This is a genomic window from Pseudomonas sp. FG36, assembly GCF_057809275.1.
The window spans coordinates 70399-92513 of record NZ_JBMDJQ010000014.1 but is presented as its reverse complement, the minus strand read 5'-3'; the positions used below and the strand labels follow the sequence as shown (position 1 = coordinate 92513).

The following is a 22115-nucleotide window of genomic DNA, read 5'->3' as shown; positions in this document are numbered from 1 at the left end:
AAAATACAGAAGCAGGATACGTCGCGCGGGCGGCACCCGATCTCCCAGGCGCAAAATACATCAAGGCGGACAGCTGTCACTCATCACGCCGCAGGTCCGATGGAATCGGCAGGTCTTCCTTAAGCGGCTCCGGCCGCTTGCCCTTGCCGGAGCGATACTGCCGAATCTGGAACACATAGGCCAACACCTGCGCCACCGCCAGGTACAACCCCGCCGGAATCTCCTGCTCGATCTCGGTAGAGTAGTAGATGGCCCGCGCCAGGGCCGGCGATTCAAGGATCTGCACCTTGTGCTCAACCCCGATCTCACGGATCTTCAAGGCCATGAAGTCCGTACCCTTGGCCAACAGCAACGGCGCCGAGCCACCCTTCTCGGGGTCATACTGCAACGCCACCGCGTAATGGGTCGGGTTGGTGATGATCACATCGGCATCCGGCACCGCCGCCATCATCCGCCGCTGCGACATCTCCCGCTGCAGCTGGCGGATCCGCTGCTTGACCTCGGGCTTGCCTTCACTGTCCTTGTACTCGTCCTTGACCTCCTGCTTGGTCATCTTCATCTTCTTGTTCGTCTGGAACAGCTGGTACGGCACATCGAGCCCGGCAATCAGCAGCAACCCCGCCGCCATCCACAAGGCGCTCCAGCCCACCACCTGCACCGCATGGATGATCGCCTGCTCCAGCGGCTCATTGGCAATGGCCAGCAACGCCTCGCGGTCACTGGCCAGTACCAGCAACGCCACCATCAGGATCATGACGAACTTGGCCATCGCCTTGAGCAGCTCGGTCAGCGCGTTCATCGAGAACATGCGCTTGATCCCCGACAACGGATTCATCCGGCTGAACTTCGGTTGCAGCAGGCTCCCGGAGAACAGGAAGCCACCCAGGGCGATCGGCGCAACGAAGGAAATCACGAACAGCAGGATCAGGATCGGCTGCACCGACCAGATCGCCATCTTGCCCGAGGCCAGCAGGAACGCACCCATGCTGCGCTCGTCGACGATCACCTCGCGCGTCAGGCTGAAGTTCATGCGCATCAGGGTCATCAGCGTTTCCGCAAGATAGCCGCCGAATGCCAGCAAGCCACCGGCGCCCGCCAAGGTCACCGCGACGGTGTTCAGCTCCTTGGAGCGGGCAACCTCACCCTTCTCCCGTGAGTCGCGCTTGCGCTTCTCGGTGGGTTCCTCTGTCTTGTCCTGACCGCTTTCGCTCTCTGCCATGCTCAGCGCGCCCGTGCCAGCTCACGCAGCCACTGCAGCGCTTCGCTGGCCAGTGCCTGATAGTGCGGAAGGATGTCGGCCAGGCCGACCCAGAAAATTCCCATGCCCAACACCAGGGTCAGCGGGAAACCGATGGAGAAGATGTTCAACTGCGGTGCGGCGCGGGTCATCACGCCGAAGGCGATGTTGACCACCAGCAAGGCCGCGATCGCCGGCAGGATCAACAGCAGCGCGGCGCCCAGCACCCAGCTCAGGCGCCCGGCCATCTCCCAGAAATGATTGACCACCAGGGCGTTGCCCACCGGCAACGTGGTAAAACTCTCGGTCAGCACCTCGAACACCACCAAGTGACCGTTCATCAACAGGAATAGCACACTCACCAGCATGGTCAGGAACTGACTGATCACCGCCACGTTGACCCCGTTGGCCGGGTCGACCATGGAGGCGAAGGCCATGCCCATCTGCACGGCGACGATCTGCCCGGCAATGACGAACGCCTGGAACAACAGCTGCAGGGAAAACCCGAACAGCGCCCCGACGATGATCTGCTCGGCGCACAGCAACATGCCCCGCAAACTCAAAGGGTCGATCTCGGGAAGCGGCGGCAGGCCCGGCACGATGACCACGGTGATGGCCACGGCGGCGTATAGCCGCACCCGCGCCGGCAGCATCTTGGTGCCGAAGATCGGCATGGTCATCAGCACCGCCGCCACCCGGAACAGCGGCAGGATGAAGGTGGCGACCCAGGTGCCGATCTGCGTGTCGGTCAGCTCCAGCATGGCAGCCTCAACCGATCAGCTGCGGAATGCTGGTGTACAGGCCGATGAAGTACTCCATGAACTTCTGCACCAGCCAGGGCCCGGCGACGATCAAGGTGATCAGCATCACCAGCAGGCGCGGCAGGAAGCTCAGGGTCTGTTCGTTGATCTGCGTGGCCGCCTGGAACATCGCCACCACCAAGCCGATCAGCAGGCTCGGCACCACCAGCACGGCAACCATCAGGGTGGTCAGCCACAAGGCGTCACGGAACAGGTCGACTGCGACTTCAGGTGTCATGCAAGGCTCTCCTTGACGGCGTCAGACACCGCCGAAACTGCCGGCCAGGGTACCCATGATCAGCGCCCAGCCATCGACCAGCACGAACAACATGATCTTGAACGGCAGCGAGATGATCAACGGCGACAGCATCATCATACCCATGGCCATCAGCACGCTGGCGACCACCATGTCGATGATCAGGAACGGAATGAAGATCATGAAACCGATCTGGAACGCGGTCTTGAGCTCGGACGTGACGAACGCCGGCACCAGGATCGTCAGCGGCACCTGGTCGGGCCCGGCGATGTCGGTGCGCTTGGACAGGCGCATGAACAGGTCGAGGTCACTCTGCCGGGTCTGCGCCAGCATGAAGTCCTTCAAGGGCCCCTGGGCCTTGTCGATGGCCTGCTGGGCGGTCAGTTGCTCGGCCAGGTACGGCTGCAGCGCGTCCTTGTTCACGCGCTCGAACACCGGCGCCATGATGAACATGGTCAGGAACAGCGCCATGCCGGTAAGCACCTGGTTCGATGGTGTCTGCTGTAGGCCCAGGGCCTGGCGCAGGATGGAAAAGACGATGATGATGCGGGTGAAGCTGGTCATCAGGATGACGAACGCCGGAATGAAGCTCAGCGCCGTCATGATCAGCAGGATCTGCAGGCTGACCGAATACTCCTGCTGCCCGTCCGCCCCACTGGACAGGGTGATGGCCGGGATCGACAGCGGGTCGGCGGCCAGGGCCAGCGGCGCGGCCAGCAGCAGCGCCAAGGTCAACAGAAAGCGCACTGCGCCGCTCATCACGTCTTGTCCTTATGATCCTTGCCCATCAGCTCGAGCAGCCGCTGGGCGAATTCCGGTGCGGCCTGGCGCGCCGTGGCAGGCACGGTCACGGGTTCGGCCAGCACATGCAGCGCTTCGATGCTGCCGGGGGTATGGCCGATGAGGATCTGCTCCTTGCCGACCTGCACCAGCAACAGCCGGTCACGCGGGCCGATGGCCCGGCTGCCGACGATCTCGATGACCTGGGCACCGCGCTGGGCGTTGCCCTGCATGCGCCGCAGCAGCCAGGCCAGGAAGAAGATCAAGCCCACCACCAGCAGCAGGCCGAACACCATCTGTGCCAGCTGCGCCCCCAGCCCGCCCGGCAGCGGCGAGCCTGCTGCCGGCGCGGCGGCTGGCTCGGCGGCGGCGATCACCACCTCGCTGGCGAGCAAGGCACCGAGGGCCGTGACGCCCCGCATCATGTGCTTCACTCAGCGCAGCTTCTTGATACGTTCGCTGGGGCTGATCACGTCGGTCAGGCGGATGCCGAACTTCTCGTTGACCACGACTACCTCGCCATGGGCGATCAGGGTACCGTTGACCAGCACGTCCAGCGGTTCGCCAGCCAGGCGATCCAGTTCGATCACCGAGCCCTGGTTGAGCTGCAGCAGGTTGCGGATGCTGATCTCGGTGCTGCCCACTTCCATGGAGATGCTCACCGGAATGTCCAGGATCACGTCCAGGTTCGGGCCTTCGAGGCTTACGTGCTCGTTAGGTTTGGGCGAGCTGGCGAACTCTTCCATCGGCAGGCGGCCGGCGCCGGAGCCCGCGGCATCGGCGGCCAGCAGCGCGTCGATGTCGGACTGGCCGGCATCGCCGGTTTCTTCCAGGGCGGCAGCCCACTCATCGGCCAGGGCCTGTTCCTCTGGAGAGTTGATCTCGTTTTCGTTAGCCATGATTTCCTCGACAGGCATTCAATACGTTGGAGCGACCGGCACGCCTTCAGCGGCGCTCGATCGGGTCGATGATCTGCAGCGACAGGGTGCCTTTGTGCGACCCCAGCCGCGCCTTGAACGACGGCACGCCGTTGGCGCGCAGCACCAGGTGTTCCGGCAGTTCAACCGGAATCACGTCACCGGGCTGCATGTGCAGGATGTCGCGCAGCTTCAGCTGGCGACGGGCAACCGTGGCCGAAACCGGGACATTGACGTCCAGCACGTCCTCGCGCAGGGCCTTGACCCAACGCTCGTCCTGGTCGTCCAGGTCGGACTGGAAGCCCGCGTCGAGCATCTCGCGCACCGGCTCGATCATCGAGTACGGCATGGTCACGTGCAGGTCGCCGCCGCCACCATCGAGCTCGATGTGGAAGGTCGAGACCACCACTGCCTCGCTGGGGCCGACGATGTTGGCCATGGCCGGGTTGACCTCGGAGTTTATGTACTCGAAGTTGACCGGCATGATCGCCTGCCAGGCCTCCTTGAGGTCGACGAAGCACTGGTCCAGGACCATGCGCACCACGCGCAGCTCGGTCGGGGTGAACTCCCGCCCCTCGATCTTGGCGTGGCGGCCGTCGCCACCGAAGAAGTTGTCCACCAGCTTGAACACCAGCTTGGCGTCGAGGATAAACAGCGCGGTGCCGCGCAACGGCTTGATCTTGACCAGGTTCAGGCTGGTCGGCACGTACAGCGAGTGCACGTACTCACCGAACTTCATCACCTGCACGCCGCCCACCGCCACGTCGGCGGAGCGACGCAGCAGGTTGAACATGCTGATGCGGGTGTAGCGGGCGAAACGCTCGTTGATCATTTCCAGGGTCGGCATGCGCCCCCGGACGATACGGTCCTGACTGGTCAGGTCGTAGCTCTTGATGCTGCCGGGCTCGCCGGTGCTCTCGGTTTGTACCAGCCCATCGTCCACCCCATGCAGCAGGGCGTCGATCTCATCCTGGGACAGCAGGTCCTGCACGGCCATCTATGTGCTCCTACTGCAATACGAAATTGGTGAACAGCAGCTGGTCGACGACCGGCCTGCCGACTTCCTTCTGCGCCACTTCCTGGACCACCGCAGTGGCCTTCTGGCGCAGCATCTCCTGGCCGACCGAGCTCGCGGCAAGGGTGTCGAAACCCTGCCCGGAGAACATCATCACCAAGTTGTTGCGAATCACCGGCATGTGTACTTTCAGCGCTTCCAGGTCGGCCTGGCTGCGCCCCTGCATGGTGATGCTTACCTGCATGTAGCGCTGCCGACCGTTCTGGTTGAAGTTGACCACGAAGGCCGGGGCCAGGGGTTCGTAGATCGCCGCCGGCTTGACGTTGCTCTGTGCCGCCTCGGGTGCCGGCTCCGACCCGCTCTTGTGCATGAAGAACCAGGTAGCACCTACCGACAGGCCGACCGCCAGGAGCAGGGCCAGCACCAGCAGCAGGATCAACTTGAGTTTGCCTTTAGCGGCGGGGTCTTTCACTGCGTCACTCTTCGCCATGCCAATAATCCGTCGTCCATCGGGGTTTCAAAGAAGGATGACGTGGCTTGAGCAAGTGTTATGCCAGATTTGCCAGAGTGGCAATGTAGCGGCCTTGAGGCGGGACGCGCCTGCTGTCGCAGGCACGTCGGCCAGGCCGGCAACTGTCAGGCGTAGTAGTCGACCATGCTGTCGCCGACCACCGCCTGATGCTCGACGGGACGCCCGGCGTCAACTTCACCACTCTCGCCGGCAGCCTCGGCACGGCGCGCCGCAACCCCGGACAGGCTCGACCCACCCTGCTGCGCCTGCTGTTGCTGCTGACCACGGGACTGGTCAGCGACGCTGACGTCCGGCTGCGCCAGGCCCTGCTGGGCGAACAACTCGCGCAAGCGATGCAGCTGGCTGTCGAGCGCATCACGCACGCCGGCATGACCGCTGACGAAATGAATCTGTGCGGGCTGGTCCGCCGCAACATTGACGCGAATGTCCAGACGGCCAAGCTCTGCGGGCTCAAGCTGGATATCCGCCGACTTGAGGTTCTGGCTCGACAGGTACATGACGCGGTTCACCAGCCCCTCGGTCCAGGCACCCTGGTTCATGGCCAGGGGTTGCTGCAGCGGGCTTGGAGTCACCGGCACGGCATTGGCGGTCTTGGGCGTCGCCGCCTGGGTGAGGCTGGCCAGGCGATCGGCGAAGTCATCCACGCGCGTATCGCTGCTGGCCCCCTTGATATCCTTGAGACCATCGTCGATCAGCCCCGCGAAGGCCTTGTCGCCGCGCTCGGAATGCCCGGCCTCCGATTCGGCCCTCTGCACCAAATTCGCCAAGGTATTGACGGCCGTGGCAGCCGGGTCGGCAGGTGCCTGGCTGCTGTCGGAACGGGCGGCCGCATGGGCGGACGTGGTGCCCTTGGCCTGGGCATCGTGCTCCAACGCCAGGCGCAAGGTCGGCATGTTGGCCAGAGGATCGGCCTCGGGATCGAACGCGGCATTCTTGGCGGCCTCATCGACCGCCGCCGGCGGCAATACAGGCTGCGGCACCTGCGCTGCCGCCTGCAACACCGGGGCAACCGCTTCGGCCTGGGCCTGGATCAACTGCGCTCCCGGCTGGGCATCGGTGACCTGCCCTGCTACCAGGCTGGCATCGATAGGCGTGGTATTGCCGCTGTCGGCAGATTCGTCCGCTTCCTCGGCCGGCTTGGGGGCCGTGGCCACTGGCAAGTTCTTGCCGTCATCGGCAACCGTCGGCTTGCTGCTTTCCTCCGGCTTGCCGCCAGCGGCCGGGCCGGCGTCCTCCTTGGGCTTGACCTGATCGGCGCCTTTGGCAACCTTGTCGTCGCGCGCTGGAACGCTGTCGCGCCCCTGCCGGGCCATGACCTGATCGAAGCCTGCGCCCTGGCTGGCCGGGCCCTGCAGCGATTTGTCCGGCACACTGGCAGCCGGGCGCGACGTCTTGTTGACGAGGCTGGCTTGCAGCAAGGGATTGGATGCGACAGGCATTGAAAGGTCTCCGCGGCAGAACTGGTAAAGTGCGTCTGTGCGAAGAAAAGCAAAACTCGCGCCAGCTTTTACTCCGTGGCTACTCTTTGCCACTCGTCACGGTAAAAGCGCCGGACTTCGATGTACTCCAGATCGATGCGGTTGATCAGATCCTCGATACCGTACAAAGGCTGCTGGCGCACTCGCTCTTCCAGCTCCCGGCACAGCTCGGCCAGGCCAACGGCCCCCATGTTGCTGCTGCTACCTTTGAAGCTGTGTGCGGCCAGGCCAAGCTCATCGGCATCCTTGGCCTCATGGAGCTGGCTCAGGCGTCGCTCGGAGTCTTCCAGGAAAGTTTCCAGCAACTGCAGGTAGCCATCTTCCATGACCTCCCGCAAGTCACTCAACACCTTCTGATCGATATGCATGTCCACCACTTGCTCACTCCCTGATCAAGCCTGATTAAGCCCGAGCCGCGGCCTCCCGACGCCGCCGGCTCACCATTGGAACTCCACACGCGCCAGACGACCACCTTCCAACCACTGGGCATTGCCTGCCAGCCGCCGCACCAGACTTACTCCACGCCCACTGAAGCCCTGCGCCGCGGGCTCGCCGGCAAGCATGCCCGCCACATCGAAGCCCGCCCCACTGTCGCGAACCTCTATCGTCAGACGCCCACCCGCCCCCTGCGGTTCCACCCGCAGGGCAATGCCGACAACCCCCTGCACCTGCCGCGCCAGGCGCTCGGCGCGCTGGCGATAGTACTCGGAGAAGCCCTCGGCGTCGCGCTTGAGCCCCGAGTCGAGGCCAAGCACGCCGTGCTCCAACGCGTTGGAATACAGCTCGCTGAGCACGCTGTGCAGCCTGCCGCTGCTGGGGCGCAGCCCATGTATTTCTTGCAACAGCTGTACCAGGTAAGGGACCGGGTTGAAACGTCTCAGGCTCTCGCCACGCAGTTCGAACTGCATCGACCAGTCCAGCGGGCTGGAACGACCGCTGTCGGAATACACCACGGCTTGGGCCATCCCGTGGTCAGGCTCCAGCATGCGGATATCACACAGGCTGATGTCGTCACGGGACTGGCCACCGAAGCGTGCCAGCGCCTGCATGACCTCATCGAACAGCACAGCCGGGTCTCGATTGACGGCCAGGACCTGGCGCAAGCGTTGCACACCGAACAGGCAATCCTGCGCATCTCCGGTATCGACCACGCCATCGGACAGCAGGAACAAGCGCTCCCCCGCCGCGAGCGGGATCACCTCGGTGGTGTCGTCGAACTGCTCGGGAGGCAGGATCCCCAGTGGCAGGTGGCGGGAAGGCAGCACTTCGAGCACCTCGCCTGCCGCGGACAATCGATAGCCATCCGGCATGCCGCCGTTCCACACCTCCACCGTTGCTCGCTGGAAGCTGAGCTTGAGCAGCAGCGCACAGCAGAACATGTCCACGGGCAGGATACGCTTGAGCTTGGCGTTCATCTCCCGCAGTGTTTCGACCAGGCCATAACCCTTGGCGGTCATGCCATAGAACACCTCGGCCAACGGCATCGCGCCGACCGCCGCCGGCAGGCCGTGGCCGGTGAAGTCACCCAACAGCACATGCATGTCGCCCGAAGGCGTGAACGCCGCCAGCAAGAGGTCGCCATTGAACAGCGCGTACGGCGATTGCAGGTAACGTATGTTCGGCGCATTCAGGCAGCCGGCATGGGCAACCTTGTCGAACACCGCCTTGGCCACTCGTTGCTCGTTGAGCAGGTGATGATGATGCCGGGTGATCTGGTCACGCTGCTCGAGCACCGTCGCCTGCAACCGGCGCAAACGGTCCATGGCGCGGATCTTCGCCGCCAGGATGACGGCGCTGTAAGGCTTGGCCATGAAGTCGTCGCCCCCGGCCTCGAGGCAGCGCACCAAGCCCTCTTCTTCGTTGAGCGATGTCAGGAAGATGATCGGCACAAGGGCCTCGCCGGCCAACGCCTTGATCCGCCGCGCCGCTTCAAAACCGTCCATGACCGGCATCAGGGCATCGAGCAGCACCAGTTGCGGCCGCCATTCGGCGAACATTGCCACGGCCTGCTCACCGTTTTCGGCGGTGAGCACCTCATGCCCCTGGCGCCGGACGATCTGCGCCAGCAACAGGCGATCCGCAGCGCCGTCTTCGGCCACCAGCACGGTCAACGCCTGCTCGGCGGACATGACGGCACTCAACTGATGTCGAACAGTTTTTCGAAATTGGAGATGGCGAGGATCTTGCGCACATCCGGGCTCGCATGAACCACGCGGATATCCGACTCCTCACCGCCGACATGGTCGCGCAGCAACAGCAACATGCCCAGCGCCGAGCTGTCGAGGTAAGTGGCCTCCTTCAGGTCGACCACCACGGAGTCCGGGCGCGGACGCTGCCGCTCGTAGGCATCCCGGAATTCCTGGTGCTTGCCGAAATCGAAACGACCCTTGACCTTGATCGTCAGCTTTTTCCCGTCCTGTGAAAAATCAGTTTCGACTGCCATGCGAGCGATTCCTTCGATGATGGCGAATGCGACTTCTGAAGGTTTAGCAGGCGCTGGCGACAGGCGCCAGTCAGGTCGATCAGGGGTGGCTCTGGCGCGGCAGACGCTGGGACAGCTCGTCGAGCAGCTTCTGCTCGCGCTTGTCCTCGGCCCGGCGCGCTTCGTCCAGATAGCGCTGCACCAGCTTGCGCAAGCCTTCCACCCGGGCATAGGCCTGCTGCCAGGTGTTGCGGGCGTTGTTCAGGTTGTTCTGGTGCCAGGCCATGCTCTGGCGCTGCTGGGTCATCGCCGTTTCCAGCTGGCCGAGGAAGCGCTGGTAGTTGACCAGCCAGTTGCCGTCGACACCCTGGCTGCCGCGATTGATCCACTGCTGCTGATAGGCCTCGCGGAAGCTCTCGAGCTCAGCCTGCTTGGCCTGGGCATCGCTGAGCAGCTTCTGGAAATGCCCCAGGCGCTGGGCGGCCTTGCGCTCGGCCTCCTCGGCCATCTCGACCACCGGCACCAGGCGTGCGGCTCGGCTGGGCTGGGCCATGGTCTATCAGCCCGCTGGCGGCGCGAATACCGCCGCCAGTTCTTCGCGGCTCTGCGCCATGCCGACGTTCTCGTCCAGGCGCTGGCGCAGGAAGTCCACCAGCTTGGGCTGCAGGGCAATGGCCAGGTCGGTTTCCGGATCGCCACCAGCCACGTAGGCGCCGACGCTGATCAGGTCACGGCTCTGCGACAGGCGCGACCACAGCTGCTTGAACTTCTGCGCCTGGCGCAAATGGTCGGGGTCGACCACCTGCGGCATGACCCGGCTGATCGAGGCCTCGATATCGATGGCCGGGTAGTGCCCTTCCTCGGCCAGGCGCCGGGACAGCACGAAGTGCCCATCGAGCACGCCCCGCGCCGAGTCGGCGATCGGGTCCTGCTGGTCGTCACCTTCGGACAGCACCGTATAGAACGCAGTGATCGAGCCACCACCCGGTTCGCCGTTACCGGCACGCTCCACCAGCTTGGGCAGCTTGGCGAACACCGAGGGTGGATAGCCACGGGTAGCGGGCGGCTCGCCGATGGCCAGGGCGATCTCGCGCTGGGCCTGGGCGAAACGGGTCAGCGAATCCATCAGCAGCAGGACGTTCTTGCCCTTGTCGCGGAAGTACTCGGCGATCCGCGTGCAGTACATCGCGGCACGCAAGCGCATCAGCGGCGCGTCGTCCGCAGGCGATGCCACCACCACCGAGCGCTTGAGTCCCTCCTCACCGAGGATGTGTTCGATGAATTCCTTCACCTCCCGGCCCCGCTCGCCGATCAGGCCGACCACGATGATCTCGGCCTCGGTAAAGCGCGTCATCATGCCCAGCAACACCGACTTACCAACACCAGTACCGGCGAACAGCCCCAGGCGCTGGCCGCGGCCGACGGTGAGCAGGCCGTTGATGCTGCGGATACCGACATCCAGCGGCTGGCTGATCGGGTCACGGTTGAGTGGGTTGATGATCGGGCCGTCCATCGGCACCCAATCCTCGGCCTTCATCCCGCCCTTGCCGTCCAGCGCACGACCGGCGCCGTCAAGCACCCGGCCGAGCATGCTCATGCCCATGGGCAGGCGACCGCTGTCATCCAGCGGTACCACGCGAGCACCGGGCGCCAGGCCGACGATGCTGCCGACCGGCATCAGGAACACCTTGCTGCCGGCAAAGCCCATGACTTCAGCCTCCACCTGCACCGGGTGGTAGCTGTCGTCGTTGATCACCAGGCAGCGGCTGCCCACCGCGGCGCGCAGACCCTCGGCTTCAAGGGTGAGGCCGACCATGCGCAGCAGGCGCCCCTCGACGATCGGCTGGTCGGGCAGCTTCACCGCATCGGCGTAGCCCTCCAGGCGCTTGCCGAAACTGGTGCGGTCAAGGCGCATCGGGTTCACCTGCCGGGACGTCCAGCTCAACGGAAATATCCGCCGCCGCCGGGTGCAGGGCCTGGTCGTGGGACTGGTCGAACAGTTGCGCCACGGCCTTTTCGATACGTGTTTCCATGGTAGCATCGATACGGCTATGGGCGGTTTCGATACGGCAGCCACCCGGCAACAGCGCTTCGTCCTCGAGTAACTTCCAGCTTTCCTCGTGTCGCTCGCGCAAGGCCTTGGCCAGCTCGAAATCCTGCGGGTTGAGGTGGATGCGAATGTTGTCGGCGCCCATCGGCAGCAGTTTCAGCGCTTCGCGCAGCACATGGGTGATCTGGCTCGAATCGCTGCGCAATTCGCGACCGATGACCTGGCGGGTCATGCTGGCGACCAGTTGCACCAAGGCCTTTTCGATCTGGGTATCCTGCTCGGCGATCGGCTCGAGCAGATGCCCCATGATCTGCTCGAGGCTGGCCAGCTTGGCTGCCAGCGCCACTTCGGCTTCCTGGCGCACTTTCAGCTGGGTGCTGTGGAAACCTTCGCGCTCGCCGGTGGCGAAGCCTTCGTTGTAGGCCTCCTGGCGAATGGCTTCGAGCTCCTCGAGGGTCAGCGGCTGGACTTCCTCCAGCGGTACTTCCTCGACTTCTTCCTCGATGACTTCAGGCTCAGGTTCCGGCTCGGGTTCCGGCTCCGGATCGAAGCTGGGCAGCGCCCAGACGTCGACGCCCTCGAGGTCGCGGGCACGGATCAGGTCGCTGGGGTGTTCGGTGGTGGACATGCTCAAAAACCTCTTTAGCGGCAAGCATCAAGCTTAGAGCAGCAAGAAAAGGCAGCCCTCGCTCGGTCCGCCGTTTCTTGTTGCTTGCCGCTTGAGACCTGCCGCTTAAATCATTTCCTCGGCGCCCTTGCCGCCAAGCACGATCTCGCCGGCCTCGGCCATGCGGCGGGCGATGGTGAGGATTTCCTTCTGCGCCGTTTCCACGTCGCTGACCCGTACCGGCCCCTTGGCCTCCAGGTCGTCGCGCAGCAGCTCGGACGCACGCTTGGACATGTTCTTGAAGATCTTGTCCTTGACCCGCTCGTCGGCACCCTTGAGCGACACCACCAGCACGTCCGAGGATACTTCGCGCAGCAGCGCCTGGATGCCACGGTCGTCGACGTCGGCCAGGTTGTTGAAGACGAACATCAGGTCTTCGATCTGCTCCGACAGGTCGCTGTCGATCTCGCGGATCGAGTCCATCAGCGCGCCTTCCACGGAGCTGTCGAGGAAGTTCATGATATCGGCGGCGCGCTTGATGCCACCCAGGGTGGTGCGCGCGGCATTGGAGTTGCCGGAGAACTGCTTCTCGAGGATCTGGTTGAGCTCCTTGAGCGCCGCCGGCTGCACGGTGTTGAGCGACGAGACGCGCAGGACGATGTCCAGGCGCACCTTGTGGTCGAAGTTGCTCAGCACCTCGCCGGCCTGGTCGGGGTCTAGGTAGGCGACCACGATGGCCTGGATCTGCGGGTGCTCGTAGCGGATGACATCGGCCACGGCACGCGGCTCCATCCACTTGAGGCTGTCCAGGCCGCTGGTGTTGCCACCGAGCAGGATGCGATCGATCAGGCCGTTGGCCTTGTCCTCGCCGAGGGCCTGGTTGAGCATCTTGCGAATGTAGCCGTCGGAACCGACGCCCAGGCTGGTCTGGTCGCCGACGATCTCGACGAACTCGCTCATCACCTGCTCGACCTGCTCGCGATGGACGTTGCCCATCTGCGCCATGGCCACACCGACCCGCTGCACTTCCTTGGGCCCCATGTGGCGCAAGACTTGCGCGGCATCGGTCTCGCCGAGCGAGAGCAGGAGGATGGCCGCCTTGTCGACGCGGCTCAGCTTGGCGGTAATGGCTCGATTGTCACTCATCGGCGTTGATCCACTCTTTCACGACCTGGGCCACGCGGCCCGGGTCTTCGGCCACCAGGCCCTTGATTGCGTTGAGCTGTGCCTCGTAACCCTCGCTCGGGCTCGGCAACAGAATGCTTGTCGGGCCACCCAGGCTGACGCGGTCGTTGGCCAGTTCGCCATCCAGACCGATCATGCCGCCCAGCTCCATGTCGCTGTCCGTGGCCGCCTGCTTGCCGCCACCTGTAATGTTGTTGAGCACCGGCCGCAGCACGCCGAACACCAGCACCAGGATGAACAGCACGCCCAGCACTTGCTTGACGATGTCCCAGAACCACGGCTGCGAGTAGAACGGAATATCGACCAGCTCGTCGCCACGGTCGGCGGCGAACGGCACGTTGATCACGGTGACGCTGTCGCCACGGCTGGCATCGAAGCCCACGGCGTCCTGCACCAGGCGGGTAAAGCGCGCCAGATCCTCGGCGCCCCACGGAGTACGGGTCGTCTCGCCGGTGGCGGCGTCCAGCTTGACCTGGTCATCCACCACCACGGCCACCGACAGGCGGGTCAGGCGACCTTGCTGCTGGCGGGTGTGGCTGATGGAACGGTCCAGCTCGAAGTTCTTGGTGCTTTGCTGGCGCTTGTCGCTCGGGTACGGCGCGAGCATCGGCTGGCCGGTGGCCGGATCCATGATCTGCTGGCCATTGGCATCCACCAGGGGTTGGCCGGGCTGGATGGCACCGGCTGGCGTGGCGGCGGCCTTGGCGTTCTCGGGCGCGGAGGCACCGGCCGGCGGCTGGTTGCTCAACGCCCCCGGCACACCTTGCGGACCCTGGCTGCTGGCACGTTGCTCGTTGACCGACTGCTCGCTGCGCAGCGCAGGCTGATCAGGGTTGAACTGTTCGGAAGTGGACTCGACGGCACTGAAGTCGACATCGGTCGACACTTCGGCCTTGTAGCGGTCGTTGCCCAGCACCGGCTGCAGGATGTTGTGCACACGCTGGGTGAGCATGCCTTCCATGCGGCGGCTGTAGTCGAACTGCTTGCCGGCCATGGTCAGGGCGGTGTCCTGCAACTGATCGGAGAGCAGGTTGCCTTTCTGGTCGACCACGGTCACCTGGGACTTGTCCAGTTCCGGGACACTGGTAGCCACGAGGTTGACGATGGCCATGACCTGCCCAGCCTCAAGCGCACGCCCTGGGTACAGCTCAACCAGTACCGAGGCACTTGGCTTGCGCTCGTCGCGCACGAACACCGAACTCTTCGGAATCGCCAGGTGCACGCGGGCAGCCTTGACGTTGTTCAGGCTCGACACGGTGCGCGCCAGTTCGCCCTCCAGGCCACGGCGGTAGCGGGTGGCTTCCATGAACTGGCTGGTACCCAGGCCCTGATCCTTGTCGAGCAGTTCGAAGCCGACATTGCCATCGCTTGGCGCCACGCCGGCTGCTGCGAGCTTGAGGCGCGCACGGGAGAGATCGTCGGCCTTGACCAGCAAGGCGCCGGAGTTCGGCTCAACCTTGTAGGGAATGTCGGCTGTGGCCAGCGCGTCCACCACCTGTTTGGTGTCCATGCCCGCCAGGCTGCCATACAGGGGCCGATAGTCCGGCTGCTGCGACCAGAGCACCACGGCAAAACCAATGGCCACACTGGCGGCCAGGCCGACCAGCAGGCCGACCTGACGCAGCATGGGCATCTGCGAGATGTTTTCCAGGAACGCCATGCCGAACAGCGGCGGCTTGGCAACTGGCGGGCCACTCTTGGCGGGGGCGTTATCGACGACTGCTTCGGCCATGACTCACTCTCGCCCTTATACCGGCATCTGCATGATGTCCTGGTACGCCTGTACCAGCTTGTTGCGCACCTGGGTCATGGCCTGGAACGATACCGAGGCCTTTTGCGAGGCAATCATCACGTCAGTCAGGTCGACACCGCTCTTGCCGATCTCGAAGGCATTGGCCAGCTGGGAGGAAGCCTGTTGCGTTTCATGCACCTTGCCAATGGCCTGGCCGAGCATGTCGGCGAAGCTGCTCTGGCCAGGCGCCAGCTCAGGCGCGGCGGCAACCTTGGGCTGGGACATGGCTTCGGCCTGCATGGCGCGCATGTCCAACATCAGACGATTGAATTCAACACCTTGGGTCATGGACTTCTCTCTCCGGCTGCCGCACTTTTTTTGACACTCGTGCAGCGAATGGGTTGGAGCTAGCAAGAGGAGTGCCAGCCAACCCGAAAATCATTCAAAACGACGTATCAACCGAACAGGCTGGCCTCGACATCCAAGCCCGCGTCACGCATCTGCGCCAGCTTGTAGCGCAAGGTGCGCGGGCTGATGCCCAGGCGTTCGGCAGCCTCCTTGCGACGCCCGCGCTCGGCGCGCAAGGTGTCGATGATCATCTGGAACTCATGACGACGCATGTCGTCACCCAGCCCTCCAGCTTCGGCACCCAACTCGGCGGATAATGGCTCAATAGTGGCCACTTTTGGCACCGACAATGGAATGGCGCCAGCCAGACAGAAATCCGCCGCTTCGATCACTCCACCCTGCTGCAAAATCAGCGCACGCTGTATCGCGTTGTCCAGTTCGCGTACGTTGCCCGGCCAGGCGTAGGCCTGCAGGCACGCCCGCGCCTCGGCGGACAAGCGGACCTGGGCATGACGCATCTTTTGCGCATGCCGTGCCAGCAAGCGCTCGGCCAGCGGCACGATATCGGCTGGGCGCTCGCGCAGCGCCCGCCACGCCATGGGGAATACCGAAAGACGGTAGTACAGGTCTTCCCGGAAACGCCCGGCCGCCACTTCTCCTGCCAGGTCACGGTTTGTCGTGGCGAGAATGCGGATATCCAGGGCGATGGGCTTGCGCCCACCCACACGCTCGACCTCGCGCTCCTGCAGCACGCGCAACAGCTTGGCCTGCAAGCCCAGCGGCATCTCGGAGATCTCGTCGAGCAGCAGGGTGCCGCCGTCGGCCTGCTCGAACTTGCCGGCCTGGGCGGCGATCGCCCCGGTGAAGGCGCCCTTCTCATGGCCGAACAGGGTCGCCTCGAGCATGTTGTCCGGGATCGCCGCGCAATTGATCGCCACGAACGGCTGATCCACGCGTCGTGACTGCTGGTGGATATAGCGCGCCAGCACCTCCTTGCCGGTCCCCGACTCGCCGGAGATCAGCACGGTGGAATCGCTTTGCGCGACCTTGGCCGCCAACTCCAGCAATTGTCGGCTGGCAGGCTCGCAGGCCACCGGCCCCTCTTCGCCCGCCGATGCGCCGGACCCGACGGCATGCCGCGTCACCAGGCTGAGCAGCGCCTTGGGCTCGAACGGCTTGACCAGATAGTCGACAGCTCCTTGACGCATAGCTTCGACGGCCCGCTCAACCGCCGCATGAGCGGTCATCAGCAATACCGGGAGTTGCGGGTGGTTACGGCGCAATTGGGCCAACAACTGATGACCATCCATGCCTGGCATGTTCACATCGCTCACCACCAGACTGAACGACTCTTCGGTCACCGCCAGCAAGGCGTCTTCGGCACTGCCAACGGCACGGTGGCAGAAACCACCGATCTCCAGGGTATCGACCAGCGCCTGACGCAGGATCCGGTCATCCTCCACCAGCAGAACCTTGACGCTCATTGACTCGCCTCCAACCGTCCATCAATCAACGGCAACACGACGCTGACACACGTGCCACGGCCTAGCTTCGAACGCAGGCTCAGGGTGCCGCGATGCGCCCGCACCACAGCCTGCACTACCGCCAGGCCGAGGCCGGTGCCGGTGGCCTTGGTAGTCAGGAAGGGCTCCCCCAGCCGCGCCAGCAACGCGGCGTCGATGCCGCTGCCAGCATCGCTGACACATACACGCAGGCTATCCTCGCGACGCGACAGGTGAACCTTGAGCTTCGCCGGCCCGCTGCTGGCCTGCAGGGCATTCTCGATCAGATTGAGCAGTGCGCCGACCAAGGTGTCGCGATTACACAGCAACTCGCCGAGGTGACTATCACACTGCCAGCGCACCGCATGCCCCTGGACATGAGCATGGGCCGCCTGCTGCAAGGCCTGGAACAGCGCCTTCGGGCTGATCCGGTCATTGAGTGGCAGCTCGCCACGGGCAAACACCAGCATGTCGCGCACCTGATGCTCGAGCTCGTGCAGGCGCTCCTTGAGATTGCCGGCGAAGCGCTGGCGAGTCTCGTCCGCCAACACCTGCTCCGGGTCGGCCAGATGGCCGGCGTACAGCATCGCCGCCGAGAGCGGCGTACGAATCTGATGGGCCAGAGAGGCGACCATGCGCCCCAGCGACGACAGGCGCTCGTGCCGCGCCAGCTGGTCCTGCATGCGACGGGTTTCGGTCAGGTCATTGAGCAACACCAACTGCCCAGGCTCGGCATCCAGCGAACGCGTGGCGATGGACAGGCGCCGCCCGTCGCGCAGCGAGACTTCATGGCCGTCATCCTCCCGCGGAGCGAAACTGCGGGCGATCACCTGGCGCCAGAGCACGCCCACCAACGGCTCGCCGAGCAGCTCGCAGGCCGCCGGATTGGCCTCGCGCACGAAGCCCTCGGCGTCGATCACGATGACTCCGCCCGGCAGCAGGTCCAACAGATTCTGCAGACGGTTGGCCAGGCGCTCCTTCTCGTCCAGCTCGGCCATGCGCTGCGCGCTGACCACCGCCAGCTCGCCCTTGAGCTCGCTGACCCGGGCCTCGAGCATGTTGTAGGACTGGCTCAGTTGGCTGGAGACCTGATCGAACAGGGCAAACGCCTGCTCAAGACCCTGCCGGCTTTCCTGCTCGAGCGGGGTGTGTCCTCGCGGATCGGAGGAATGGGAACGGTGGGCGGCCTGGGGCATCGTGCTCTCTCGCGTGGCTGACCGTCATAAAAACGGTATGTTGCCAGCGGTGTAGCAATAGCCGTGCCGGAGATGAGGACAATGGCAGGTGGGTTAGTTGATCGAACTCAATGGCCGGAGCGATTACCCACTCCGGCCATTTCGACTTGCCGGGCGAAATCAGTCGTCCGCCTGTTCCTCGCCGCCCTGGCGACTCATGCCGTACTTGCGCATCTTCTCCACCAGCGTGGTACGGCGGATGCGCAGGCGCTCGGCAGCCCGGGCGACGATGCCGTTGGCATCGTCCAGCGCCTGCTGGATCAGCCCTTGCTCGAGGCTGCCGAGGTAGTCCTTCAGATCCAGGCCTTCAGGCGGCAGCATGGCGTGGCTGGCGAAACTCGGCGCATGCCCGTTGATAGCCACACGCTCCTCGAGATCGCTGCGCAGGCTGTCGACCAGCTGCTCGTCCTCGTCATCCACATAACGGAACTTCTTCGGCAACTCCGCGACGCCAATCACCCCGTAGGGGTGCATGATCGCCATGCGCTCCACCAGGTTGGCCAGTTCGCGGACGTTGCCCGGCCAGCCATGACGGCACAGCGACATGATCGAGGCGGAGTTGAAGCGTATCGAGCCGCGTTTCTCGTGCTCCATGCGCGAGATCAGCTCGTTCATCAGCAGCGGGATGTCTTCCACCCGCTCGCGCAGTGGCGCCATCTCGATAGGGAAGACGTTGAGGCGGTAGTACAGGTCCTCACGGAAGGTCCCGTCCTCGATCATGGTCTCCAGGTTCTTGTGCGTCGCGGCGATGATGCGCACATCGATGCTCTGGGTCTTGTTGCTGCCGACGCGCTCGAAGGTGCGCTCCTGCAGCACGCGCAGCAGCTTGACCTGCATCGGCAACGGCATGTCGCCGATCTCGTCGAGGAACAGGGTACCGCCGTTGGCCAGTTCGAAACGCCCGGCACGGCTGGTGATAGCCCCGGTGAAAGCGCCCTTCTCGTGACCGAACAGCTCGCTCTCCAGCAGCTCCGCCGGGATCGCCCCGCAGTTGACCGGCACGAACGGCGCTTCGCGACGCTTGGAGTGGTAGTGCAGGTTACGCGCCACCACCTCCTTGCCGGTGCCGGACTCGCCGAGGATCAGGACGCTGGCGTCGGTGTCGGCCACCTGCTGCATCATCTGCCGCACGTGCTGGATGGCACGGCTGGTGCCCACCAGGCTGCGGAACAGGTTGGGCTCGCGCTGGCGACCGCGCTCGCGGGCCTGGTCGTACATTTCGCGGTAGACCTGGGCACGGTGCAGGGAGTCGAGCAACTGGCTGTAGCTCGGTGGCATCTCCAGGTTGGAGAGCACGCGACGACGCAAGTCCTCGGGGAACTCCGCGGAAGAAATTTCGCCCAACAGCAGCACCGGAAGGAACTCATCCCACCCAGCCACTGTCTTAAGGAGCCCCAGCACACTTGCCGGGGCATTTACTGTGCCGATGAGGACACACAGCACTTCACGGCTGGAAGACAAACCCTCGACCACCTGCTGCCAGTCCTGGCTGGAGCAAGAAAGGTTTTCTTCGCCGAGAAAATTCAGGACCACCGCCAGATCGCGGCGGCGTTCGCTGTCGTCATCGATCAGGAGAATCTTGGTTTCACGCCACATGCAATAGCAACTTCCCTAGTCATATCGGCGCCCGAAGGGCGTGCACGACATCATTCCGACTGAATGGTCAGTGTTCGGACGTCTGAATTTCGAAAACAGCCACTAGTAAAGTCAAAAAGACCGAAGCAGTCAAATTTATGGCGCCTCTTACTCAGTTCGGTGCATCTTAACTGAATAAATGGTAAACCTTCGACGCATTCTTTGCTTGGTTGATCTGGGTCATTTCATCGGCGATGGCCTGGCGCTCACCGGTAGTGACGCTGACCAGCTCGCCATAGACCTGCAGCAACCCTTCCAACCGCTCCCGGATCAGCGCCTCGTCCAATGCCGGGGCACTGAGCATGTCATCGATGCAGGCGCGGCAGGTTTCGTCGAGCCTGCCGATGGCTTCCCAGTCGCGCGCGCCCAAGGCTTCGAGCAGGGCATCACGGGTGTCGTCGAATCGTTGCAGCTCGCTATTCACCTTGCTCTCCCCTCCCCGCCTCAGGCGGGCTGCTGCGCATCGGCAATTGCATCCCAACCGGTCTTGACGGTGATCAGCAACTGCGCGACCTCGTCGATGATCGCCGGGTCGTTGTCGATGTTGGCCTGCATCAGGCGGTTGGTCATGTAGGCGTAGAGGCTGGACAACTGCTCGATGTAGGCAGGGTCTTCGCTCTTCTGCGCGTCGAGGCCGTCGTTAAGCCCGATGATGATGTCGATGGCCTTGCCGAGCATCAGGCCTTTTTCAGCGACGTCGCCACGGGCCAGCGCACCTTTGGCCTGGGCCATGCGATCGAGCCCACCCTCCATCAGCATCTGCACCAGGCGATGGGGCGTAGCTTCGGAAATCTGGGCATGGGAATTGACCTTCTGGTACTGCCGAAGGGCTCTCATGGGATTCATCTTGCGACCTCGTGACGGGCAAAAACGGTAGGTTCGATAGTCCCTGTATCGGGCTGGCGGCGAAAAACTTTACCACCCGATGACATGAAGCCGGGCATCATGCCCGGACTTCACGCGACGTTCACGGATTATTTGTCGTTCTTGGCGTTGTTCAGCGCATTGAGCGTGCCCAGCACGTTCTGCTGCTGCTGGCGCAACTGGGAGACCAGGGTATCCATGCTGTTGTACTTGTCCTGCAGGCTGATGCGCAGGGCTTCCATACGCGTGTCCAGCGTGTCCTGCTCGGTCTTGAGCTTGGTCAGGCTTTCGGACAGGGCCTTGGAGCGCTCGGCCAGGGTGCCGGTGCTGGCCTTGGCATAGGGCTCGGTGGCCTTCTGCAGACGCGCCAGCAGGCCATCCTTGCCATTGAAGATGCTGGTCAGGTCACCGGCGTTGGTAGCCGCCGCCTTGTCCCACTTCTTGTCGTCGAGGCTGAGCGTACCGCCATCCTGGGACGACGTTACACCAAAGGCGGCAAGCGACTTCATCGTGCCGTTGCCGGAAAGCGCGTTCATTTCTTCACGGATCGAAGACATCAATGCGCGCATGGACGCATCACCCGTGAGCGCGGCGGCAGTCATGGTGCCGTCGGCATTCTTCGTCACTTTGGTCTCGGCGTTGACCGCCTTGATCAGCGCGTTGTAGGTGTCGATGAAACCTTTCAGACCCGACTTCAACGCGCTGGAGCTGGTGGTCAGCGACAGCGTGGTATTGAGGAACTCTTTGCCATCTTTGTCCTTGGGCGAAACACCCACCAGCTTGATATTCAGGCCGCTCACCGCGTCGCTGATATCGTTGCTCTTGGACTCCATGGAGATGCCATCGAGCTTGTACTTGGCATTCTGGGGCGGATCCACGACCGTGTACCCGGTGTCGATGCCCGAATTCCCCGACAGAGTGATATCAGAACCCACCCCCATCTTGTTGGAGGTGATCACCAGGCGCGAACCCGAGGCGTCGGTCAGTACGTTGGCACTCAGACCCGCAGTCCCGAACTGGCTGTTGATCGCTTCACGCACCTGCTGCAACGTAGCGCCCGGCGGGATACTCACGTCGTGGTTCTTGCCATTCTGGGTAATGGTCAGCTTGGTTGCCGTGCTACCGGGATTGACCACGCTATTAGCGCCACCGGCGTACACCTTGGTGGACACTTTGGACGCAGACGCCAACTGCTCCACCACCAGGTTGAACGAGCCAGTGGCCGCACCCGCACCTGCGGTGATGGTGGCGACTTTCTCGTCGGAAGACTTCAGCGCCAGACCACCGAAGCTGTTGTCGTTGGTCATGCTGGTCAGAGCACCACGGAAGGCATCCAGGGCCGCCTGGATCTTGCCGATCGAGGACAATGTGGTGGTTGCCTTCAGTGTCTGGGTATTGATCTGTGCCTGCTTCGGCGCCTTCTGCGCGTCCACCAGGGACTTCACAATCGCCTGGGTATCGATGCCCGATCCGATACCGCTGATAGTTGAACCTGCCATCATTGCTCTCCTTATTCGGTA

The 22115-nt window shown here is 63.7% G+C and carries 24 protein-coding genes; all 24 read right to left on the bottom strand.

Translation table 11 applies throughout. From position 1 onward, the window contains the following. Window positions 1-76: 76 nt before the first annotated feature. The 24 genes from flhB to fliD all read right to left on the bottom strand — a co-directional run bounded on the left by flhB (window position 77) and on the right by fliD (window position 22094). Window positions 77-1219, bottom strand: a complete 1143-nt coding sequence (gene flhB / locus ACODS9_RS13375) for a flagellar biosynthesis protein FlhB (RefSeq protein ID WP_401106089.1) — start codon at window positions 1217-1219, stop codon at window positions 77-79. A 2-nt stretch (window positions 1220-1221) separates the two neighbouring features. Further along, entirely contained in the window at window positions 1222-1998 is a 777-nt protein-coding gene (gene fliR, locus ACODS9_RS13370; RefSeq protein WP_110702466.1) for a flagellar biosynthetic protein FliR, read from the bottom strand. 7 nt (window positions 1999-2005) lie between these two features. Further along, the gene (fliQ, locus tag ACODS9_RS13365) at window positions 2006-2275 is read right to left on the bottom strand and encodes a flagellar biosynthesis protein FliQ (RefSeq protein WP_023630488.1); all 270 of its coding nucleotides are present in this window, start codon (window positions 2273-2275) and stop codon (window positions 2006-2008) included. 21 nt (window positions 2276-2296) lie between these two features. After that, a complete protein-coding gene (fliP, locus tag ACODS9_RS13360) occupies window positions 2297-3052 on the bottom strand; it encodes a flagellar type III secretion system pore protein FliP (RefSeq protein WP_367858267.1) in 756 nt (251 codons plus the stop codon). Continuing rightward, window positions 3052-3495: a flagellar biosynthetic protein FliO gene (gene fliO, locus ACODS9_RS13355; RefSeq protein ID WP_401106448.1), complete on the bottom strand. Its 444-nt coding sequence runs from the start codon at window positions 3493-3495 to the stop codon at window positions 3052-3054. The genes fliP and fliO overlap by 1 nt, the downstream gene beginning before the upstream one ends. Window positions 3496-3507: 12 nt before the next feature. Beyond that, window positions 3508-3972: a flagellar motor switch protein FliN gene (fliN, locus tag ACODS9_RS13350; RefSeq protein ID WP_031315050.1), complete on the bottom strand. Its 465-nt coding sequence runs from the start codon at window positions 3970-3972 to the stop codon at window positions 3508-3510. Window positions 3973-4018: 46 nt separating this feature from the next. After that, the gene (gene fliM / locus ACODS9_RS13345; RefSeq protein WP_023630491.1) at window positions 4019-4987 is read right to left on the bottom strand and encodes a flagellar motor switch protein FliM; all 969 of its coding nucleotides are present in this window, start codon (window positions 4985-4987) and stop codon (window positions 4019-4021) included. 10 nt (window positions 4988-4997) lie between these two features. Then, window positions 4998-5495, bottom strand: a complete 498-nt coding sequence (fliL, locus tag ACODS9_RS13340; protein ID WP_367858266.1) for a flagellar basal body-associated protein FliL — start codon at window positions 5493-5495, stop codon at window positions 4998-5000. Window positions 5496-5641: 146 nt separating this feature from the next. After that, window positions 5642-6976, bottom strand: a complete 1335-nt coding sequence (locus ACODS9_RS13335) for a flagellar hook-length control protein FliK (RefSeq protein ID WP_489094027.1) — start codon at window positions 6974-6976, stop codon at window positions 5642-5644. Between the two features lie 68 nt (window positions 6977-7044). After that, entirely contained in the window at window positions 7045-7392 is a 348-nt protein-coding gene (locus tag ACODS9_RS13330) for an Hpt domain-containing protein (RefSeq protein ID WP_367858264.1), read from the bottom strand. 60 nt (window positions 7393-7452) lie between these two features. Next, a complete protein-coding gene (locus tag ACODS9_RS13325; RefSeq protein WP_489094026.1) occupies window positions 7453-9144 on the bottom strand; it encodes a SpoIIE family protein phosphatase in 1692 nt (563 codons plus the stop codon). Between the two features lie 8 nt (window positions 9145-9152). After that, window positions 9153-9458 carry an STAS domain-containing protein gene (locus ACODS9_RS13320; protein ID WP_104445088.1) on the bottom strand — a complete coding sequence of 102 codons (306 nt, stop codon included), beginning with the start codon at window positions 9456-9458 and terminating at the stop codon, window positions 9153-9155. A gap of 79 nt (window positions 9459-9537) precedes the next feature. Continuing rightward, complete coding sequence (gene fliJ, locus ACODS9_RS13315; RefSeq protein ID WP_110605508.1) at window positions 9538-9990, bottom strand: flagellar export protein FliJ; 453 nt, start codon at window positions 9988-9990, stop codon at window positions 9538-9540. A 6-nt stretch (window positions 9991-9996) separates the two neighbouring features. Beyond that, window positions 9997-11352 (bottom strand): flagellar protein export ATPase FliI, encoded by a 1356-nt coding sequence (gene fliI / locus ACODS9_RS13310; protein WP_038706560.1) that lies wholly within the window; start codon window positions 11350-11352, stop codon window positions 9997-9999. After that, window positions 11342-12115 (bottom strand): flagellar assembly protein FliH, encoded by a 774-nt coding sequence (gene fliH / locus ACODS9_RS13305; RefSeq protein WP_489094025.1) that lies wholly within the window; start codon window positions 12113-12115, stop codon window positions 11342-11344. Before fliH ends, fliI begins: the two co-directional genes overlap by 11 nt. Window positions 12116-12220: 105 nt before the next feature. Further along, window positions 12221-13240, bottom strand: a complete 1020-nt coding sequence (fliG, locus tag ACODS9_RS13300; protein WP_023631000.1) for a flagellar motor switch protein FliG — start codon at window positions 13238-13240, stop codon at window positions 12221-12223. Continuing rightward, the gene (fliF, locus tag ACODS9_RS13295) at window positions 13233-15011 is read right to left on the bottom strand and encodes a flagellar basal-body MS-ring/collar protein FliF (protein ID WP_023630999.1); all 1779 of its coding nucleotides are present in this window, start codon (window positions 15009-15011) and stop codon (window positions 13233-13235) included. The genes fliG and fliF overlap by 8 nt, the downstream gene beginning before the upstream one ends. Before the next feature lie 15 nt (window positions 15012-15026). Continuing rightward, entirely contained in the window at window positions 15027-15359 is a 333-nt protein-coding gene (fliE, locus tag ACODS9_RS13290; RefSeq protein ID WP_023630998.1) for a flagellar hook-basal body complex protein FliE, read from the bottom strand. 107 nt (window positions 15360-15466) lie between these two features. Next, complete coding sequence (locus ACODS9_RS13285; protein ID WP_489094024.1) at window positions 15467-16843, bottom strand: sigma-54-dependent transcriptional regulator; 1377 nt, start codon at window positions 16841-16843, stop codon at window positions 15467-15469. Next, window positions 16840-18057 (bottom strand): sensor histidine kinase, encoded by a 1218-nt coding sequence (locus ACODS9_RS13280; protein ID WP_489094023.1) that lies wholly within the window; start codon window positions 18055-18057, stop codon window positions 16840-16842. Before ACODS9_RS13280 ends, ACODS9_RS13285 begins: the two co-directional genes overlap by 4 nt. Window positions 18058-18216: 159 nt before the next feature. Continuing rightward, entirely contained in the window at window positions 18217-19692 is a 1476-nt protein-coding gene (gene fleQ / locus ACODS9_RS13275) for a transcriptional regulator FleQ (RefSeq protein WP_401106107.1), read from the bottom strand. Between the two features lie 166 nt (window positions 19693-19858). After that, on the bottom strand, window positions 19859-20155 hold the full coding sequence (fliT, locus tag ACODS9_RS13270) for a flagellar protein FliT (RefSeq protein ID WP_023629492.1): 297 nt from the start codon (window positions 20153-20155) through the stop codon (window positions 19859-19861). A 20-nt stretch (window positions 20156-20175) separates the two neighbouring features. Further along, window positions 20176-20577 (bottom strand): flagellar export chaperone FliS, encoded by a 402-nt coding sequence (gene fliS / locus ACODS9_RS13265; RefSeq protein ID WP_427594923.1) that lies wholly within the window; start codon window positions 20575-20577, stop codon window positions 20176-20178. Window positions 20578-20705: 128 nt separating this feature from the next. Beyond that, a complete protein-coding gene (gene fliD, locus ACODS9_RS13260) occupies window positions 20706-22094 on the bottom strand; it encodes a flagellar filament capping protein FliD (protein ID WP_489094022.1) in 1389 nt (462 codons plus the stop codon). Between the last annotated feature and the right edge of the window lie 21 nt (window positions 22095-22115).

Bases quoted from the DNA above. Each gene is read 5' to 3' on its own strand.
- flhB (WP_401106089.1), bottom strand. From the start codon at position 1,219: ATGGCAGAGAGCGAAAGCGGTCAGGACAAGACAGAGGAACCCACCGAG.
- fliR (WP_110702466.1), bottom strand. From the start codon at position 1,998: ATGCTGGAGCTGACCGACACGCAGATCGGCACCTGGGTCGCCACCTTC.
- fliQ (WP_023630488.1), bottom strand. From the start codon at position 2,275: ATGACACCTGAAGTCGCAGTCGACCTGTTCCGTGACGCCTTGTGGCTG.
- fliP (WP_367858267.1), bottom strand. From the start codon at position 3,052: ATGAGCGGCGCAGTGCGCTTTCTGTTGACCTTGGCGCTGCTGCTGGCC.
- fliO (WP_401106448.1), bottom strand. From the start codon at position 3,495: ATGCGGGGCGTCACGGCCCTCGGTGCCTTGCTCGCCAGCGAGGTGGTG.
- fliN (WP_031315050.1), bottom strand. From the start codon at position 3,972: ATGGCTAACGAAAACGAGATCAACTCTCCAGAGGAACAGGCCCTGGCC.
- fliM (WP_023630491.1), bottom strand. From the start codon at position 4,987: ATGGCCGTGCAGGACCTGCTGTCCCAGGATGAGATCGACGCCCTGCTG.
- fliL (WP_367858266.1), bottom strand. From the start codon at position 5,495: ATGGCGAAGAGTGACGCAGTGAAAGACCCCGCCGCTAAAGGCAAACTC.
- ACODS9_RS13335 (WP_489094027.1), bottom strand. From the start codon at position 6,976: ATGCCTGTCGCATCCAATCCCTTGCTGCAAGCCAGCCTCGTCAACAAG.
- ACODS9_RS13325 (WP_489094026.1), bottom strand. From the start codon at position 9,144: ATGTCCGCCGAGCAGGCGTTGACCGTGCTGGTGGCCGAAGACGGCGCT.
- ACODS9_RS13320 (WP_104445088.1), bottom strand. From the start codon at position 9,458: ATGGCAGTCGAAACTGATTTTTCACAGGACGGGAAAAAGCTGACGATC.
- fliJ (WP_110605508.1), bottom strand. From the start codon at position 9,990: ATGGCCCAGCCCAGCCGAGCCGCACGCCTGGTGCCGGTGGTCGAGATG.
- fliI (WP_038706560.1), bottom strand. From the start codon at position 11,352: ATGCGCCTTGACCGCACCAGTTTCGGCAAGCGCCTGGAGGGCTACGCC.
- fliH (WP_489094025.1), bottom strand. From the start codon at position 12,115: ATGTCCACCACCGAACACCCCAGCGACCTGATCCGTGCCCGCGACCTC.
- fliG (WP_023631000.1), bottom strand. From the start codon at position 13,240: ATGAGTGACAATCGAGCCATTACCGCCAAGCTGAGCCGCGTCGACAAG.
- fliF (WP_023630999.1), bottom strand. From the start codon at position 15,011: ATGGCCGAAGCAGTCGTCGATAACGCCCCCGCCAAGAGTGGCCCGCCA.
- fliE (WP_023630998.1), bottom strand. From the start codon at position 15,359: ATGACCCAAGGTGTTGAATTCAATCGTCTGATGTTGGACATGCGCGCC.
- ACODS9_RS13285 (WP_489094024.1), bottom strand. From the start codon at position 16,843: ATGAGCGTCAAGGTTCTGCTGGTGGAGGATGACCGGATCCTGCGTCAG.
- ACODS9_RS13280 (WP_489094023.1), bottom strand. From the start codon at position 18,057: ATGCCCCAGGCCGCCCACCGTTCCCATTCCTCCGATCCGCGAGGACAC.
- fleQ (WP_401106107.1), bottom strand. From the start codon at position 19,692: ATGTGGCGTGAAACCAAGATTCTCCTGATCGATGACGACAGCGAACGC.
- fliS (WP_427594923.1), bottom strand. From the start codon at position 20,577: ATGAATCCCATGAGAGCCCTTCGGCAGTACCAGAAGGTCAATTCCCAT.
- fliD (WP_489094022.1), bottom strand. From the start codon at position 22,094: ATGGCAGGTTCAACTATCAGCGGTATCGGATCGGGCATCGATACCCAG.